This window comes from Larkinella humicola, assembly GCF_008727875.1.
GTDB classification, from domain to species: Bacteria; Bacteroidota; Bacteroidia; order Cytophagales; family Spirosomataceae; genus Larkinella; species Larkinella humicola.
This window is the reverse complement of sequence record NZ_VTWS01000010.1, coordinates 102,880-121,326: the sequence shown is the minus strand read 5'-3', so window position 1 is coordinate 121,326 and position 18,447 is coordinate 102,880. Positions and strand designations below refer to the sequence as shown.

The following is an 18,447-nucleotide window of genomic DNA, read 5'->3' as shown; positions in this document are numbered from 1 at the left end:
CGGGCTGAGTGGTTCGTTCAAAAGGCATAGACGAATATCACCGAAAAACCCCTAAGGCTAAACGCGATTTTTTTGAGATTTTTTTGCAGGTTTTACGAATACCGCTCAGGAGAGAAAAAACAACACCCAGACCGCGACGAAGTCGCGCAGGTTCTGGCGAAGAAAGGCTGTGGAACGGGAAAGGTGGTATTCGATGGCTTTTTCGGACAATTCCAGCCGCTGGGCAATTTCACGAATCGAAAGCTGCTCAAACCGCCGAAGGATGAAGACCTCGCGGGTTTTCTCGGGAAGCTGCGCCAGCGTATTCTGAATGGCTTCCGTCAGCTCGTTCAGTTGGACGGTTTCGGTGGTTATAAACGTTTCGACCGGGAAAAACAACCTGAGCTGATCGAGGTAATGTTCTTCCAGGATGTTCCGACGGATGTAATCCACCATCAGGTTTTTGAGCGTGACGCCCAGAAAAGCCGGCAAATTCAGAATTCGGAGCGAATCCCGCTTCTGCCAGAGCATCACAAATAACTCCTGTGCCAGTTCTTCGGCCACCTCTTTTCGCCGGAGTTTGCGATGCGCCACCACGTACATTTTATACCAATACCGCTCATACAACTCCCTGAAAGCCTGCTCGTCATCGTCGCGGAGCAGGTCTAACAATTCAGCATCAGTGCGTTCCGAGCGGGGCATTTGCGTGGCGATTTATTACCAAAATTGTAACAAATCTCCAAATATTTCAAAATGTAGCGGTTTTTTAATTTTTCAAGACGGGTTCTCTTTCCATGGGAACCGGTTAAACCTTTTTTACAACTACTAGAAAAGCTGATTTAGCTTCGCTTCATAATACGCCGGGACAACCACGAAAAACCGGGATGTGTACAGCCGCTGCCAATCGTAATGCATCCACGCATTTTTCAATTCTGGCCGATAGCGCTCGATTAACGCCTTATTGCCGGACAAAAGCACCACCCAGCAGGCAAACAACGGTTCGCGCATGTGTTTATCCTCGTAGGGCCTCGCTGGTGACAGCGTATTCCACTCCCGAACCTGCCGGAGTGCCACCTCGAGCGTAGTGGCAATGTCGGGCTGCGGTTTCCACAGCGTATTCAAAACCCGCCAGTTTTCGGTAAATACCAGGTCGTGGGCGTTGTCGAAGTTTTTGTAGCGCGATACATGCAGAGCCGCCCGTTCAGCTCCCGCCAGCAAGCCTTTCCGGAATTTTTCACGCCGTTCCGGGTTATCCTCCAGTTCGACCAACGCCTTCAGCATGGCCTGTGAAATCCCGGTGATCCAGAATTCGTTTTCGGTTTTGTTGCCTTTTTCCGGGTTGACGGTTTCATACGGAATGCCTAAGGCACACACTTCCAGCCGGTTCATCGAATCGCCTTCGGGAATCTCGTTCAACCGCTGGTGGTAGCCGTCCAGCCAGTGTTTATTTTTCGTCACATCGTACAACGCCCGGTAAATAAACACCAGCCGCACCGAAATCCGGCAGCCTTTGTCGGTCAGGTTTCCGCGAAAACCGTAGCCAGCCCGGTCACATGGTAGTTGCCAGTTCGTTTTTTCCAGGGCCTTTCCCACCGATTCCATCCGATTGATCAGGCGTTTCTGTTCGGTCGCGTCGGGAATACCGCTTTTGACATACCGCCAGATGCCGTAGAACCACGGCCCGGTCTGGTCGTCGGAACCAGCGACGTGGTGACTTTTTCCGTCGGTCGAAATGCCCCGGGCAATGAAACCGGGGACGTTTCCGACGGTGGCCAGCAAAACCAGACCATCGGCCACTTTACGAGCTGCCAAAGCATCCTCTTTTTTCCGGCTCAATTTCCAGCGATTGCACAGTCCGTCGAGGTAAATGCCGTTGAAAAACGCCCCGTTTTCGATGGGCGACCACCACGACAGCCCATTCGGCTGATCCGATTGACATTCTTCCGGGGTTGGAATACAATTGGAGCCATCGCGACTGGCGTAATCGTACAGAATACCGGTTTGCGAACTCATGAACCGCTTTTCAATTTCCTGACCCGCCCGTTCGATCTGGTGCCGGAGCGAATCGTCAGACGGCGAAACCGACCGGTTTTGGGCGCAGGCGGGGAGAAAAAGCAAGAAGCCGATCACTGACAAACCCGTCGTAAAACCCACTTGAAAAGATTGGAAGCACTTTTTCATCATAAACCGTTTACGGATGCTGAAGACGAAACCAGACGGCTTCGGCGGGAAAAAACTGGGAATAATAGAGTCGGTCAGGCCGGAAATGAGTCAATGCACCCCGGATTTCGGCGCGATGCTGTTCCACCAGTTTCCGGTCGGGGGCCATCGTCACAATCCACGCCATCCATAATGGTTCGCGGACGAAGCCCAGCTCCTGATTCCGGCGCGGAGACAATTTGACCAGCTCATTCAACTCCGTTTGAGAAACGTCCAGCGCGTCCTGTTCGCTATGCTGCGGTTTCCACCACTGGTTCAGCGTCCGCCAGTCGTGCAGGAACGTTTTCTGATCGTTAAGATCAAACTGATGCCAAAGCGTGATTCCACTGGCGGCACTGCGCGCGCTGGCATTCAGCCCGTCTTCATACGCCTTTCGCAAAACCGGGTCTTTTTCCATTTCCCACAACGCCCGCACGTCCACGGTACTCGATACGCCCGTCCAGCGAAATTGCTTGGGAACGTCAAACTTCATGCCTTCCACACAAATCTGGAGACGGCTGCGTTTAGCTTCCCCGCCCACTTCGCGAGCCGCTTCGTGGTAAAGTTGGTCCCATTTGGCGTCGCCGGTCAACTGGTGCATCGCTTTCAGAATGAACAACAAACGGGGGGCACCTTCCCAATTGAACGTAGCAAACGAGTTGCGAAACCGTGCCGGGGCATACGACATCGTCGGCAACCGCCAGGTATTCGCGAGTAATGCATTGGCGACTTCCGTCATTTTGGCAATGATCTGACGGCGTTCGGGCGGGTCGGGCATACCAGTGTCGAGGTAACGCCAGAGGCCGTAAAACCAGGGCGACGTCTGGTCGTTCGAGCCCATCGCCGGGGGCGTTTTGCCGTCCGTAGCCACGCCACGCCCGATAAAACCGGGGGTATCGCCCACCGAAGCCAGAAACAGAAGCCCCTGCGCCAGTCGCTTCGCCTTTTGCCGGTCGGCTTCGTTTCGGCGGTGCATCCAGCGTTGGCAAATGCCGTCCAGATACAACCCATTGAACATCGACCCGTTTTCAGTCGGCGTCCACCAGCCCAACGCATTGGGTTTATTTTCCCGAAATTCGGCCGCCGTCGGACGATCAAACCGACCGTCAAAATCCGCAAAATCGATCAAAATGGCATGTTCGTCGATAAACCGTCGCCAGATTTCCTGGTGCGCTTTTTCAACGTTCAGGCTGTCGTTTGCTTCCCATAGGCGGTTGGTTTCTTCGGAAATCATACCGGTTTTTGGCTGGAATAAACTGAATACCAGCAGGATCAATCCCGTAAAGCTTAAAACCGTTTTTTGCCGAAATTGCCTCATTTCCAATCCGGGTTTTGTTCCAGTTTGGGGTTTGCCCGGATTTCATCCAGCGGAATCGGATAATACCGGTGTTTCGGCTGGGGGGCGCGGGTCGGATACACTTCATTGACCGCTTTCGGAATCACCGTCAGAAACGTGTTGGTGCGGGTCAGGTCGTACCAGCGGTCGCCTTCGGCAAAAAACTCCCAGCTCCGTTCCTGCAAAACCGCCCTGATAAAATCGTCTTTGCTCAGGCCGGTCGGGAGATTGGCGAGTCCCGCCCGGTTTCGAATCGCGTTGAGGTATTGGTAGGCCGTCGCCGTCGGGCCGTTCAGCCGGGCTTCCGCTTCCGACGCAATCAGGTACATATCCGCCAGCCGCAGCATCGGTACATTGTTCCGTCCTTTTGCGCCAACCGAGTTTCGATCCATGTATTTTTTGATCAACACGCCCTTCACGGTATAGGGCGTAATTTCCTTCTGCGGAACCACTTTCCCCGCGACGCTGACGAAGCTGGTGTCCAATAATTGCCGCCGTTTGTCGGTGGGGCTAAACGAATCGAAAAACGCCTGAAAGGCAAAAATGGAGCCGAACGTCGTGTTTCCGTAATCCCGGCTGGCGCTGTTGGCGGGGCCGCAGAATCCCATCAATGTCGTACCACGCGCCCGGGTGGCGTTATCACCTTCAAAGGCAAACATATTTTCCTGCCGGGCCGCATCCTCTTTTTCGACGTCGAACACATCAAGCACACTCGGCATCAAGGTGTATTTCCCGGACGTAATGACCTCCTGCGCCTTCGTTTTGGCGGTTGTCCAGTCTTCGGCGTACAAAGCCGCCTTGGCATACAGCCCGATGGCTACTTCTTTGGAAGCCCGGCCTTTGATCGTGGAGGCTGCATACGACGGCAGTCTGGCAATGGCGTCGTCCAGGTCCTTGAAAATCTGTTTATAGACCTCAGCTTTCGGACTTTTCGCCACCAGCGCGTCCGATTCACTCTGGCTGGGTGAGGTCCGGATGACCACATCCCCGAAGTTTTTCGCCAGCGTAAAATGATAGAACGCCCGCAGGAACAGGGCTTCGCCCACAATGGCATTCCGGCGGTTGGTTTCCATCCCGATGGCTGGCACCCGGTCGATTACCCAATTGGCGTTCTCAATGCCTTTGTAGCAAAACTGCCACAAACCGTAAGGACTCTCGGCCGTCCGGCCAAAGCTTTTTGGCCCCGAATAGTCGGTATCATAGCTGTAAACGGCAAAGACGTTGCGGCCCACCACCGGTTTTACCCAGAGCTGATCCCCGGCAAAATCACCGGCAAAAACTATGGGAGCCTGGTCGAACAGGTCGTTGATCGACCCGTAAGCCGCCGTTAAAGCTGCTTCGGCGTCCTGCGCACTTTTGTAAAAGTTGGTCGTGATGACCGACGAATACACGGTTTCGTCTAATTCCTGGCAGGCACTAAACCCGAAGGCCGCCAGAACCGCCACCAGAATGGATGTTGAAAAAGGTCGTTTCATGAAAGTCAGGAGTTTAGGATCAGAATGTACACTGAAGACCCACTACGTACGATTTGGCCGCCGGATAGGTGCCGTTGTCGTAAAACAGCGCGTTGGCACTCCCGTAATTATTGGATTCGGGGTCCCAGCCCTGGTAGTTGGTCAGCGTAAAAAGGTTGTTTCCAGCCACATACGCCCGAATACCTTTGGTGAATTTGACACGGGGTAGGTTGTAGGCCAGCGTTAAGTTCTTGACCCGGATGTACGAATTGTCTTCCACCCAGCGATCGCCCACCGGCAGGTTCGTGCCCTGCGCCGGTTTGACATACTCGTTGTTGGGGTTGGTCGCCGACCAACGGTTGGCCGTCCCCTCCAGCAGGTTGACCTGCCCGGATGGCGTTTCGAACGTAAACCGGAAACCGTTGAACAGCCGACTCCCCTGCACGCCCTGCAGAAAACCGCTCAGTTCAAAATTCTTGTATTTCACCAGCGTCGAAAACCCGAAAAAGTACTTGGGCTGCGCATTCCCGACAATCACCTGATCATCGGTGCTGATTTTCCCGTCGCCATTGACATCCTTGATTTTAAAACCGCCCGTCCGGGCGTCATAGCCGGGGAGGAAGGTTTCGCCGGTCTGGTTAATGCCGTCCAGCCTGTACGTCCGGTAGATCCCCAGCGGTTGCCCGACTTTCAGAATGGAATAGCTCGACAGGGCAATTTCGTTCTGAATACCGTCCAGCGCCAGCACCTTGTTTTTGTTGAAGGTGATGTTTCCCGAAGCTTCCCACTTGACCGCGCCCGTCAAAATCTTGCCACTCAGTCCCAGTTCCAGCCCTTTGTTCTGGATCGAACCGTAGTTCCCCGTGATAGTCGTGTAGCCCGACGACATCGGCAAGGCTTTGGTGAAGAGCAGGTTATCGGTTCGTTTGTGGTAATAATCGGCGACGACAGTCAGCCGGTTATTCAGAAAAGACGCATCCAGACCAATGTCGAGTTGCGTCGCCTGTTCCCATTTCAAATCCGGGTTCGCAATCCCGCTCGGGTTGATACCGGTTTGGGTTATGTTGTTGAAATTGTAGTTGTAACCCTGCCCGCTCACCGTCGCCAGCGACTGGTACGGCCCGATGGCACCCGCATTTCCGGTCACGCCGTAGCTCGCCCGGAGTTTGAGGTCGCTGACGAATTTGACGGGCTTCATAAATTCTTCCTCGATGATCCGCCAGGCCGCCGACACCGCCGGGAAAAAACCGTATTTGTTGTTCGCGCCAAACTTGCTGGAGCCATCCACCCGACCCGTCAGATCCAGAAAATACCGGTCTTTAAAACCGTATCCCACCCGCCCCAGCCACGAGCTCAGGCTACTTTTATTCCGGAAGCTCGACAGCGCATACACCGTGGCATTCGCGGTGGACCAGTTTTCGGTGAAGTCGTTACCAAAACCGGAAGCCGTCTGGTTATTGGTCTGCAAAATATCCGACTGCGTCGCGTACACCACGGTCGCATTGAGCGTATGGTATTGACCAAACTGGGTTTTGTAGGTCAGGATGCTTTCGTGCAGCAAGGTTCGGGCGTAGCTGCTGTTGTTACTGGCCGATCCGTTCACGGCGTTGGGATTGTTCAGCGAAATTGAGTCTACAATGGAGCGGGGTGAATACTGTTCCTGCAAACTATTGGATAGATCGGCGTTGAGGCTGGCGCGGTACGTTAGCCCTTTGAGGAACGTCACTTCAAGGTACAAATTCCCCAGAAACCGGTTCCCGCTGGTGTAATTTTTCTTCGCCAGTTCGCCCATTGGATTGACGGTTTCCCGGTAGCGTCCATTGAACTGATCGGCAAAGGAATACACGCTGCCGTCCGATCGGAAAGGGCGCAAGGTGGGCGGAGCCGCCACGGCCCGGCCCAGAATCCCTTCGCGGGCGCTCGTGACGTTCACACCCGTCCCGCCCGCATTCACCCGGTTTTCGCCCGTTGCGGTGTAATACAGACTGGTTCCTACCTTCACCCGCTCACTGATCCGGTGGTCGATGTTGGCCCGGAGCGCATACCGCTCGTAATCTGTCTTTTTGATGATCCCTTCCTGACTAAAATAATTTGCGCCGAGCGCAATCTGGGTTTTGTTCGTGCCGGTGTTCACCGAAAGCTGGTGGTTCTGAATCATCGCCTGGCGAAAAATCAAATCCAGGTAATTGGTTCCTGCCCCCACCGCATCCGGATTGGGATAGACAACGGTGGGGCTGTAGGTGGCATTTTCCAACTGGGCGAACTGCGTCGCATTCAGAGTACCCAGCTTCCGGGTGGTTTCCTGCTGACCGATGTAGCCGTCGTACGAAACGTTCGTCACGCCGTCTTTGCCGCGTTTGGTCGTGATCAACACCACGCCGTTGGCCGCTCTGGCCCCGTAAATCGCCGTGGCTGCTGCATCTTTCAACACCTCCACCGACTCGATGTCCGACGGATTGATCTGGGAAAGCGGATTGGCCGCATTGACGCCCGACGACGCCGAAATCTGAATCCCGTCGATCACATACAGCGGTTCCGACGTGCCGTTGATGGAGTTCGTCCCCCGGATGCGCACGCTGATGTTGCCGCCGGGCGTTCCCGAGTTTTGCCGCATGTCCAGCCCACTCACGCGCCCCTGAAGCCCCTGCGCCAGATTGGCCACCGGCGTCGCTTTCAACTCCTCGGCTTTGACGGAGGCAATGGCCCCGGTCAGCGAGCTTTTGGTTCGGGTGCCGTAGCCGACAACGACCACTTCGCCCAACGCTTTGGTATCGGGAGCGAGTTGAACGTCAAAAACCGTCCGGTTCCCGACCGCAACTTCCTGATTCAGATACCCGACGAATGAAAAAATCAAAATCACATCGCCGGTTGGAATGCTGAGTTTAAATTTTCCGTCGGCATCGGTGGTGGTTCCCCGCGTGGTATTTTTGATGACGATGCTGACTCCCGGTAGCCCTTCGCCGGTTTCGCTGGTGACGGTTCCGCCAATCGTCAGATCACTGGCATTTTTCATCTGGCTGGATGCCACCAACTCCTGAACCGGAGGAATCGTAGCCGTCAAAGGTGCGGAAAAACCGGGTGCGGTTTCATTCACACGGTGCAACACTTCCGGCGTGTCGGCATTCCGGCGATCCTGTTTTTTGTCGAGAATCAGGTAAGCGCCGTTCTGCGCTTTTTTGTAATACAAACCGGTCGCATTCAACAGTTTGTCCAGATTAAACTCCAGTTTCCGGTTGTAATTCAGCCGCCCCGCCGGAACGGTAACGCCTTCCAGCAAACCGCCTTCGAACAGAATATCCACGCCGTAGTGGTTTTTCAAATCCTTCAGCACATCCCGCAGTTTGCGGACTTCCGGGGTATTTTCCTGCCGGGCGGTGGGTTGCTGGGCGCGGGCCAACGTCTGGGCCCGGTTTGGGAAGCTCATCAGGGAAAGCAAGGCAAATAGACAGCCGCCCCAGAGCGTTTTTCGTAAGGGTCTTTTCATGGCAACAAAAGGGTTTAGGAATGGTTAGTGGTCTTCGACAAACCGGACGGTGTCGCCGTGCCGGACAACCCGGATGCCAAAGACTTCGGAAACGGTATTGAGCAAATCGTCTACATTGTCGGCGCGGAACGATCCTACCAGCGTGCGCCGGGCAAGCTGGTCGCTGCTGATTTCGACCTGCAAGCCGTAATTCTCCGTGAGCATATCGCCAAACTCACGCAGGGACATGTCTTCAAAAACGAAGCGTTTTTCCGTAAAAGCCGTATATTTTTCGGGCTCCACCTGACTCCGCAGTTGCAGTTGGTTCTGTCGGCTAAATGTCGCCAGATCACCCGGTTTCAGCATCACTTGCCGACGCTGGCGGTTTTCGGTGTAGCTCAGTTCCACTTTTCCCCGGCGAAGCATCACCTTTCCACCCCGCGTCCGGGAATAAACGGTGAACTCGGTTCCAAGAACGGTTACGTTGAAATCGCCCTGGGTTTTCACCAGAAACTTCTGATGTCCAGCCTGGTGCGTAACCGAAAAGAAGGCTTCCCCGAACAGCACAACCTCGCGGGTTTCGGCTCCGAACCCAAACCGGGGCACCTGCAATTCGGAATTGGCATTCAGCGTCACCTTGCTGCCATCCGACAAAGTCAGCGAGCGGGTTTGCCCAAAATCTGTCCGGTAAGTCTGGTAATACATTCGGTTTCGGCCCAGCCAGCCCGCAAAAACCAGCCCGATCAACACCGCTGCGGCAGCCAGCCAGCGGATCGGAAACCGGAAGCTTCGACCGGTTTCCCGCAACGTTTCCACACTGCTGACGGTTGCCACCGACGGATGAGTCTGCATGTGTTGCACATACCGCTCCAGAGCCTGGTCCAGTTCCGGCGCATACGGAGGTGCCTGGCGTTCCCAGTCCACCAGCCACCGGTAGAACGATTCCTGGTTGGTTTCGTCGTGCAGCCACTGTTCGATCTGCCGCTTCTGCAAGGGGGTGGTCTTCCCGGCAAAATGCGCGAACACCAGTTCTTTCGTAATCATCGGATTCATGGTTTGGCTCATCGGAAGCGGTTGTTGTTGTGACGCCGTTTCTAGCTAGACAAAAAGGACGGGATCTACACGTAGTCGAAGGGTCGAAAAAGAGGAATTTCAGGCTGGCCAGTCGGTCATGCCGGCCAGCAAAACCATCCACATCCAACTGTCTTTCAGGCCGCTGCGCAAAGTCGCCAGGGCTTTTCCAATGTGCGTTTCCACGGTGCGGATCGACAGGTGGAGTTCATCGGCGATTTCCCGGTTTTTCTTTCCCTCAAACCGGTTCATGATGAACACTTTCTGGCATTGCGGGGGCAAGGTCCCCACCAGTTCGTCCACTTTCCGGTACAATTCTTCGAATTGCATCATGCGCTCGGGCGCATCGGAGGACGCCGATTCCTGTTGCAGGGCCGACTCCAGCGGATCGCTCTTTTTCAGCTCGTTCATCAGGTAATTGTAGGCGCGATTGCGAACCGAACGGAACAGATAAGCCCGGTACGAATGCTGTACCTGACTGAATGCCTGCGTGTTCCAGAAGTTGTAGAAAATGTCGGCCACCAGATCTTCCGCAATTTCGCGGGAATACACAAACCGGGTGGCGTGCGTACACATCGGTTTGTAATACAGCCGAAAAAGCAATTCGCAGCCTTTTTTCGGATCGGTTCCGAACGTCCGGCGAATGAACAATTCGGAATCCAGCGTGGTGACCGGTTCGGCCCCATCCGATTCGCCGGGCAGGTTTGCCATCGATTCCCTGCCGTCTTTCCGACCGGTGTTTTCCGAAGATTCTTGCGTAAAAGCAGCCCGCATACACGACGATTTAAACTTCTATTTTCCGGTTTTTTAGTCCCTTTGGAATAAAGACAAATTCAAAGCCGAATATACGTAGTGGATGTTGGGATTTTTTTAGAAAAAGTTTAGCAAAAAAAGGAAGAAAAGAAAAGGGAATGAAAAATGTAAAATGATAAACGCCAAATGTAAAAGTGCAAGTGCAAGCTGGGGACACTTTTACATTTGGCGTTCATCATTTATAATTCACCATTCCTTTTTAACCAGCCCCAAATCCCAATCATCCGTCCGAAACGGAATAACCGGCAAGCCTTCTGCGCTGAATAACGTGGGTTCGGGCGCATCCCGAAACGCAAACCGGACGGCGACGGGATTCTCGACGCTATCGGCCCAAACTTCAACGGTGTTGTGTTTAATCCGGGCCCGTGCTTTCCTGAAAACTTGATCGGCTCCGGCGATTTCAAATTCCGTCAGCACCCCGGTTCTGGCAATCAGGCCGTTGGGCGCATGGTCGAAAGTCAGCCAAATATGGTTTCCGTCGATGCGCAGGGAACGGTATTGTGGACTTTTGTACGAATCAATTTTCTGATGATAGGTGTCAGCCAACGCCCAATTAGCCAGCCGATTCCCGACTTTTTTTTTATACGCCGGATGAATGTCATCCAAATTGTCGACAAGATCGGTCGTAACCACCATGCCGGTTTTGGGAATAGCCATCGCCCTCGTCTGATTTTCCCGAATCAACGCGGTTTCAAACGTTCCGCCGTAGCGATACGGAGCCAGTTGGACAAAATAAAACGGAAAATCGGCCTGCCAGAGTCCGCGCCAGCTCTCCACGAGCAAACGCGTCAACTGGCAATACGCCGGCGCATAATGACGGTTCGACTCGCCCTGGTACCAGATCACCCCGGCAATGGCGAACGGCGTAATGGGCGCGACCATGCCGTTGAACAAAACGCCCGGAACGTTCGGTGCCCAGGGCGTTTTGACCATCGTCCGGCCCGAATGGCGGGTTTCGGGATACAGATTGACGATTGCTTCAGGAACCCACGTATCCATCTTGGAGCCGCCCCACGACATATCAATCAGGCCAATCGGAACGCCAAGTTCGGCATGCAGTTTCTTCCCGAAAAAGTATCCGACGGCACTAAACCGCTTCAAACTGACCGAATCACAAATCGACCAGTTTCCGCCCACGTCGTTCTGGGGCGAAGCGGCCGCCCGACGGTTCATCTTAAAAAACCGCATGTTGGGGTTGTGGGCATTCGGCAATTCAGCCCGGGCATCCTTCACCCCTCCGCCCGCAGTCAGCGCCATATTCGACTGCCCCGAACACAGCCAGACTTCGCCGATCAGAAGATTGGTCAGCAAAACCGTATTGTTTCCCTTGATCGTGATCGAATACGGCCCACCGCTTTTCGGCGTTCGCAGGCGAATTTTCCAGGTCGCATCGGCCGCACCGGTGACGCTCACCAGTCGGTTATCCCAACTGGCCGTAACGGTTATTTTTTCGGTCGGATTCGCCCAGCCCCAGATTGTTACGTCGGTTTCCTGTTGCAACACCATGTCCGACGCCAGAATCGAAGGCAAAACCACCTCGGCCTGCGCACGGGCAAGGAGCAACAGCCACAGCAGCAGGGCGGTTTTCATCAGCCGCGCATCCCGAGTTTGGTCAAAACCGCCACGGCTTCACTCCATTGCACCTCGTGGGGTAATCGTTTGCTTTTGGCGGCCAGGGCAGCCACCACCCCGGCGGCCTCGCCCATTGCCACGGCATTGCCGGTGACGCGGTAGCTGGCGTGGGCCGTAAAATCACCACTGATGCAGCGACCGGCCATCATCAACCCGTCGACATCCTTGGCAATCAACGCCCGCAACGGAATATCATACGGAATCATTTTAATACCGCCCCGCGAAATGGTTTCCTTTTCGTTGGTTTTGCGGTCGGAAGCGTGAATATCAACGCCGAACGTGGGCCGAACGACGGCATCTTGGTGCCGGGCACCCATCGCCAGATCCTCTTTGGTAACCGTATACCGACCGTGAATCCGGCGACCATCCCGAATCCCGATCTGCTCGGGGGTTGCCACAATCTGAATCCCTTCCCACGGCCCGCCGAGTTTGTTCAGACCGCGGACAATGCTGTACACCTCCGCCCGCGCCCGCACGGTGGCTTCGGTAATTTCATCGGCATCGAAGGCCTTGATGTTGTATTCGTGATTAACCATCACCATTACCAGATTATCGCGAATCAGGAACAGCGTAGGCATCCCGTAGGAAGGCGTAATACCGGCGCGGTTGATCTCTTTCATAAATTCCTTCGTCGCTTTCACGTGCCAGTCCATGTTGGCTTTGCCGTTGTCGTCCTGGTAAAACGAAATGTACGGTTTCAGCGCAGCGGCATCTTTCACAACCGCCAATGTATTGAGGGTCAATGGTTGACACGGACAGGTATCCCCCCCTCGCCCGATTTCCCAGCTATTGCCGGCCTGAGCGCCCAGATCACCGTCGCCGGTGGCATCGATAAACACTTTCGCCTTCCAGGCCTGCCGCCCCGATTTCGATTCGGTGATAACGGTCGTCACCTGGTTTTTGTCTTTGTAAGCGGCCGCCACGCGGGTGTGCAACAGGAATTTTACGCCCGCTTCGGCGCACATTTCTTCGAGCAGCACCTTCATATCATCCGGCGCATAGACAAACTGATCCGGAACCTTGTTGCGCCGGGCGTCGCGTTCGTCGAGTTTTTGGATGATCTCTTTCGTCAGACCCGGTTTGTTGAAATCAAAAATGTACGTCAGTAAACCCGCCGTCCAGACGCCCCCCAGACAGCCGTGGATTTCGAGCAACTGCGTTCGGGCACCGGCGCGGGCGGCAGCGATGGCGGCAGCAATTCCGGCGGGACCACCTCCGCAAACGATCACATCGACGTCCCCTTTGATGGGCAGATCGCGGGAAGGTTCCGAAAATTTGGTCGCGTCTTTTGCTTCAGCAGCTTCCCCATTTGTTAAGCCAAGACCAGAAAGGGCGGTGGTGCCTAAAGCCGCAGAACGCAGGAATTTCCGGCGGTTCAGGTTAAATAGAGAGGAGAGTTCGGGTTTATTATCGTTGGACTCCATGATGCTTTTTCTGTTAAGTCGTTAAAAATCAATACCCCGGATTCTGGTCTTTCACCGGATCGACTGCCTTGTTGTAGTTCAGTTCAGAAACCGGGATGGGCCACAGGAAATGCTTCTCCGCAATGGTTTTCCCTTTGGCAGCCAGAATAATTTCCTGCGCTTTTCCGGTCCGTTTCAGCTCCAGCCACCGTTTGCCTTCGTACTGAAATTCGTAGCCGCGCTCTTTGACGACCAGATTCAGGAAAGCCGCCGTCGTGGGATATTCTTCCAGCTTGAAATCGACGGTGGACACCGCAGTTGGGGTTTTGCCATAGGCCCGGCGGTGAACCTGATTGAGGGCTTCCATGGCGGTCGCCGTTGGCGCACTACCCGCCCGGCCCGCAGCTTCGGCATAAATCATCAGCAAATCAGCGTAGCGATACCAGGGCACATCATTCCCGGCACCGGCAAATTCGAGCGAATTGGGGTCGATGAATTTCTTGCTCAACAACGAAGTGGCACCAATGCCGATGTTCCAGGAATACCAGATTCCCTTGCGCAGATCCGCGTTGTCCCAGGCTTTGTACACCGGATTGGTGTTGTCGCCATGCAGGCCAAAAACGCCCCCGCCCCCGCCCAGAAATTTGGTTCCGGGGTGATTGGTCAGGGTTGGAAAGAGGTTGCCCTGCGCGGGCTGGCGGGAGAATTTCAGGTAGAAAATCTCTTCGGGCGTGGAAATTAGATCCGGGCCAAATACCTTCTGAAAGTCGTCGGACGTGGTCACCGGGATCAGCGAAAACTTCCCCGACTTGATCACCTCATCGGCCTTGTCACGGGCTTCGGCAAATCTTGCCAACTGCAAATAGACATCCGCCAGCATGGTTTTCGCGGCCCACCGGGTCGGTCGGCCCGGTTGCGTCACCTGATCCGGCAGGTTGGTTTCGGCTTCTTTCAGATCGGCCAGAATCAGGGCGTAGACCTCATCGACGGTATTGCGTTTGGCATCGATTTCGGTCATATTGGCTTCCGTCCGGATCGGAACCCCGGCCCAGTTCCGCACCAGGTGAAAGTAGCTGAAAGCGCGCAGAAATTTTGCTTCGGCCACATAACTGGTGACATCGGCTTTATTGATCGACTTTCCGTTGGGTGCATTTTTGATGACCAGATTGGCATTCCGGATGCTCAGATAATAGGCTTCCCAGGCCCCGGAAACCCGGCTGATGTTGACGTTATCCAGTCCCTGGAAATTATTCAGAACGGCGTAACTGCCCCGGCCATACGCGTAGTCAATATGCGCTTCGAGAACTGCCATATAAACGCCCATTCCGTTCGTCGAGCTGCTGCGCAATGGTGTATAAATCGCGTTAACCGCCGACTCAACTTCGGAATTCGTATTGTAATACGTTTCAACCGCTAAGGTTTTCGGCTCCTCCTTTAAAACATCCTCGCAGGACATCAGGAAGAGCATGGGGAGAAGGAATCGTATTGCTTTCATCTTTCTAATGAGTGACCGGGTCGCCGGTGCGATGAGTGAATGAGCGATTGAGTGCAGGGACATGAAGCAATTGAATGAGTTTATACATCTCGGTAATCGTGAAAAAAATCACTCAATCGCCCACCGCATGGGCGGCCCCGCCACTCAATCACTCAATAATTTTTAAAATCCCGCCCGCAGGCCCACGGTGATCGATTTGGCGGTTGGGTAACTGTACTGGTCAAAACCCTGGGCGGTGGAGTTGGCGCCCCCGTTGGAGTTCACTTCCGGGTCCCACCAGGAATAGTTGGTGAACGTCAGCAGATTCTGGCCACTGGCGTAAAACTGCGCCGAGCGAATCCAGTTGACACCCCATTTCTGAACCGGCAGGTTATAGGCCAGCACAATGTTTTTCAGCCGCAGGTAGGAACCGTCTTCCACAAACCGGTCGGACACGTTGGTGCGGGTGGTACTGCTGATGACCGGGTATTTCGCATTCAGGTTCGTCGGGGTCCAATGATCGAGCAGGACCTCGCGGGGCATGTTTAACCCGTAGCCGTAATCGACGGTATTGTTAATAGAACTGGTGTTAAAAACATCGTTGCCCTGCGTTCCCTGTATGAAGATGGTTAAATCGAAATTCCGGTACGACATGCTGGAATTAAATCCATAAATAAAATTCGGATTCGGGTCACCGATAAACGTTTTATCCCGAACCGTAATGGCTTTGTCACCGTCCAGATCCTTGTATTTTATCTTTCCTTTTTCGTCATAACCATCTTCCACGTATCCCCAGAAACGACCCATCGGCTGGCCTTCCCGCAGAATATTCCGCGTATCGGTAATGGCAGAGATGTCGACAAAACCGCCCAGAATATCCTGCCCGCCATAGAGCTTGATTACCTTGTTTCGGTTAAAGGCCATGTTGGCGTTGATATCCCATTTAAAAGCGCCCGAAAACAGGTTGGCATTCAGCCCCAGTTCAACGCCTTTATTCTGAACTTCGCCCACATTTTTCAGCGTGGTTATGAACCCCAGCGACGACGGCAATTGCACGGTATTGAGCAGATCGCGCGTATTTTTAAGGTAATAGTCCGCCGTAAGGACAATCCGGTTGCCCAAAATCCCGAAGTCCACACCGATGTCTTTCTGCTCGGTGGTCTCCCATTTCAGATTCCCGGGCAGGTTTGTGCCGGGGGCATAGGCCGTATACAGCGCGTCGCCGAAGATGGTTTTAGCCGACACCAACTGGTTGAGGGTTGCATAGGCTCCAATGGCCTGGCTGCCGGTCAGCCCCCAACTGGCCCGAAGTTTCAGATCGGTAATGAACGCGTTGTTTTTCAGAAAATCTTCGTTCGAAACCCGCCAGGCCACGGCCGCCGACGGAAAATGGCCCCATTTATTGCCCGCGCTGTATTTGGAAGAACCGTCCATCCGATAGCTGACCGTTGCCAGATATTTGCTGTCGAAGGCGTAATTAACGCGCCCCAGAAAAGACGCAAGCGTCGATTTCGAATAGCCGGACGTGGGGATTCCCGGCGTTCCGGCAGCCGCCAGATCGTAGGTCTGGCTGGCATTGCTGATAAAACCTAACCCACTGCCGTACAGCGAGGTACTGACAAAATCCTGGTAAGTAAAACCGGCGACCGCCGAAAGGCTGTGCTTTTGCCGGATGGTTTTGTTGTAACTGATGGTATTCTCGTTCAGCAGGCTGGTAAACTGGCTGGTGCTGACGCCCGCGCTCCCCTGCGATCCGACGTAATTGTTGGTCGTGTACGAATCGGTGCGGTCGTCGGCGTTTTCAATACCGCCCGAAATTTTGAGGGTAAGTTCCGGAATCGGATTGTAAACAAAGGCAGCATTGGTCAACACCCGGTTTCCTTTGGTCAAATTGGTTTGCTCGTTGAGCGAGTTGATCGGATTGACCAGGGCCGCATTGATGAACGCGAAGGTTGTGCCAAAAACCCGGTACGTGCCGTCGTCGTTGTAAGGGTTTAAAACCGGTGGGGCCGAAATCGCGCCCGCGATCAGCGACGCCCCCCGGTTGCCGCCCTGGCTGTTGCGGGCGTTGGTCGTAATTTTGGTTAAGGTCGAAGACAGGTTGAAGGTGAGCTTGGGACTAATCGCGTGACTAAGGTTGGTGCGGAGTGAATACCGGTTATAGTCGCTGCCGCGAATGATGCCGTCCTGACCGAACAGGCTGCCGGAGATGGAAAATTGTGTTTTGTCATTTCCTCCGCTAATGGTGAGGGCGGACGTTTTCATCGGTGCGCGCTGAAACACGAAATCCTGCCAGTCGAACCCCTGCCCAAAACCGTCGATCTGGGCCTGCGTGAAATACGGCTTCAGGTTGTCGTTGGCGGCCTGTTCGTTGTAAAAGGTCGCAAACTCCTTCGCATTCATCAAATCCAGTTTCTTCCGCAGCGTCTGCGTACTATAACTGGTTTCAAAGTCCACGGTGGTTTTGCCGGATTTTCCGCGTTTGGTTGTAATCAACACCACACCGTTCGCACCGCGAGATCCGTAAATCGCGGTGGCCGACGCATCTTTCAAAATCTCGATGTTCTCGATATCGGCATTGTTCAACACCGTCGGATTGCTGCCGGACAACGGAAAACCGTCGACGACATACAACGGCTCGTTGCCGCCCTGAATGGAATTGGTCCCCCGAATTCGGACGCTGACGCTGGCACCGGGGGCACCGGTATTTTGCAGCACCTGCACCCCAGCCGCCCGGCCCGACAAGGCCTGCAACACGTTGGTCGCCGGGTATGAATTGATGTCTTTGGATTTGACCTGCGACAGTGAGCCCGTTAAATCGCTCTTTTTGACGGTTCCATACCCCACCACCACCACCTCGTCCAGTGCCTTCTGATCGGGCGCAAGCCGGATGTCGAAAACCGTCCGGCTCCCAACACTAACTTCCTGATTGACATAGCCCACAAAGGAAAAAATCAGTACGGCGGTTTCGTCGGGAACACTCAGCCGAAACGCGCCGTTGCCGTCGGTGGTGGTGCCGCGGGTCGTATTCTTTACGACGACACTCACGCCCGGCAACCCCTCTCCTTTTTCGTCGGTCACTTTTCCGCTTACTGACCGGTCGGCGGTTTGGGCTGTTTCCTCGAATTTGGGTGTGGGCTGAACACTTCCCATGCCGTCGGGAATCGGGGAACGAATGAGCGCAATCTGGCTTCCGGTGACGACATAGCTTAATTGCAAGGGTTTCAGCAATCGGTCGAGGACATCCACCAGCCGTTCGTCGGTAGCAGCCAGCGACACTTTCCGGTCGATCTGAACTACCTGACGGCTGTAGACGAACTTGACGTGCGCCGTTTTTTCCAGCGTCAGCAAGGCCTGCCTGACGGTGTAATTGTCCAGCCGAACGCTCACCCGCTGGTCGAGTAATTCCTGCGCCCGGGCGGCCAGCGCGCCGTTGATCAGCAACGCCGTCAGTACTACCTGGAGGAACGAAAGTCGCATAAGCATCCGAATCGTTTCGTGGTTTGTAAACTTGTACATAAATTGGAGGTGGTTTAGTTATTCCGGGCAAAGGAGTAGCTACACCGGTCCGCGGTGGCCCGAAAGTGCCGCCGGATCGGTCAATTCCACCCGCTATGTTCGCA

The 18,447-nt window shown here is 54.4% G+C and carries 11 protein-coding genes; all 11 read right to left on the bottom strand.

What is annotated here, in order from left to right; all coding sequences use genetic code 11:
* Nucleotides 1-105 precede the first annotated feature (105 nt).
* The 11 genes from F0P93_RS28175 to F0P93_RS28125 all read right to left on the bottom strand — a co-directional run bounded on the left by F0P93_RS28175 (nt 106) and on the right by F0P93_RS28125 (nt 18,343).
* Complete coding sequence (locus tag F0P93_RS28175; RefSeq protein ID WP_150881146.1) at nt 106-681, bottom strand: RNA polymerase sigma-70 factor; 576 nt, start codon at nt 679-681, stop codon at nt 106-108.
* Between the two features lie 123 nt (nt 682-804).
* Entirely contained in the window at nt 805-2,160 is a 1,356-nt protein-coding gene (locus F0P93_RS28170; protein ID WP_150881145.1) for a hypothetical protein, read from the bottom strand.
* 10 nt (nt 2,161-2,170) lie between these two features.
* Nucleotides 2,171-3,496 (bottom strand): hypothetical protein, encoded by a 1,326-nt coding sequence (locus F0P93_RS28165; protein WP_225309683.1) that lies wholly within the window; start codon nt 3,494-3,496, stop codon nt 2,171-2,173.
* Nucleotides 3,493-4,989, bottom strand: a complete 1,497-nt coding sequence (locus tag F0P93_RS28160) for a RagB/SusD family nutrient uptake outer membrane protein (RefSeq protein WP_150881144.1) — start codon at nt 4,987-4,989, stop codon at nt 3,493-3,495. The genes F0P93_RS28165 and F0P93_RS28160 overlap by 4 nt, the downstream gene beginning before the upstream one ends.
* Before the next feature lie 19 nt (nt 4,990-5,008).
* A complete protein-coding gene (locus F0P93_RS28155) occupies nt 5,009-8,452 on the bottom strand; it encodes a SusC/RagA family TonB-linked outer membrane protein (protein ID WP_225309682.1) in 3,444 nt (1,147 codons plus the stop codon).
* A gap of 24 nt (nt 8,453-8,476) precedes the next feature.
* Nucleotides 8,477-9,496, bottom strand: a complete 1,020-nt coding sequence (locus tag F0P93_RS28150; protein WP_150881143.1) for a FecR family protein — start codon at nt 9,494-9,496, stop codon at nt 8,477-8,479.
* Between the two features lie 87 nt (nt 9,497-9,583).
* On the bottom strand, nt 9,584-10,213 hold the full coding sequence (locus F0P93_RS28145) for an RNA polymerase sigma-70 factor (protein ID WP_150881142.1): 630 nt from the start codon (nt 10,211-10,213) through the stop codon (nt 9,584-9,586).
* Between the two features lie 288 nt (nt 10,214-10,501).
* The gene (locus F0P93_RS28140) at nt 10,502-11,905 is read right to left on the bottom strand and encodes a sialate O-acetylesterase (protein ID WP_150881141.1); all 1,404 of its coding nucleotides are present in this window, start codon (nt 11,903-11,905) and stop codon (nt 10,502-10,504) included.
* On the bottom strand, nt 11,905-13,371 hold the full coding sequence (locus F0P93_RS28135; RefSeq protein WP_150881140.1) for an FAD-dependent oxidoreductase: 1,467 nt from the start codon (nt 13,369-13,371) through the stop codon (nt 11,905-11,907). The genes F0P93_RS28140 and F0P93_RS28135 overlap by 1 nt, the downstream gene beginning before the upstream one ends.
* Before the next feature lie 28 nt (nt 13,372-13,399).
* Nucleotides 13,400-14,818, bottom strand: coding sequence for a RagB/SusD family nutrient uptake outer membrane protein (locus tag F0P93_RS28130; RefSeq protein ID WP_225309681.1), 1,419 nt, complete (start codon nt 14,816-14,818; stop codon nt 13,400-13,402).
* A gap of 189 nt (nt 14,819-15,007) precedes the next feature.
* Entirely contained in the window at nt 15,008-18,343 is a 3,336-nt protein-coding gene (locus tag F0P93_RS28125; protein WP_225309680.1) for a TonB-dependent receptor, read from the bottom strand.
* Nucleotides 18,344-18,447: the final 104 nt, after the last annotated feature.

Bases quoted from the DNA above. Each gene is read 5' to 3' on its own strand.
- F0P93_RS28165 (WP_225309683.1), bottom strand. From the start codon at position 3,496: ATGAGGCAATTTCGGCAAAAAACGGTTTTAAGCTTTACGGGATTGATC.
- F0P93_RS28170 (WP_150881145.1), bottom strand. From the start codon at position 2,160: ATGAAAAAGTGCTTCCAATCTTTTCAAGTGGGTTTTACGACGGGTTTG.
- F0P93_RS28155 (WP_225309682.1), bottom strand. From the start codon at position 8,452: ATGAAAAGACCCTTACGAAAAACGCTCTGGGGCGGCTGTCTATTTGCC.
- F0P93_RS28160 (WP_150881144.1), bottom strand. From the start codon at position 4,989: ATGAAACGACCTTTTTCAACATCCATTCTGGTGGCGGTTCTGGCGGCC.
- F0P93_RS28125 (WP_225309680.1), bottom strand. From the start codon at position 18,343: ATGTACAAGTTTACAAACCACGAAACGATTCGGATGCTTATGCGACTT.
- F0P93_RS28175 (WP_150881146.1), bottom strand. From the start codon at position 681: ATGCCCCGCTCGGAACGCACTGATGCTGAATTGTTAGACCTGCTCCGC.
- F0P93_RS28130 (WP_225309681.1), bottom strand. From the start codon at position 14,818: ATGCTCTTCCTGATGTCCTGCGAGGATGTTTTAAAGGAGGAGCCGAAA.
- F0P93_RS28150 (WP_150881143.1), bottom strand. From the start codon at position 9,496: ATGAGCCAAACCATGAATCCGATGATTACGAAAGAACTGGTGTTCGCG.
- F0P93_RS28140 (WP_150881141.1), bottom strand. From the start codon at position 11,905: ATGAAAACCGCCCTGCTGCTGTGGCTGTTGCTCCTTGCCCGTGCGCAG.
- F0P93_RS28135 (WP_150881140.1), bottom strand. From the start codon at position 13,371: ATGGAGTCCAACGATAATAAACCCGAACTCTCCTCTCTATTTAACCTG.
- F0P93_RS28145 (WP_150881142.1), bottom strand. From the start codon at position 10,213: ATGGCAAACCTGCCCGGCGAATCGGATGGGGCCGAACCGGTCACCACG.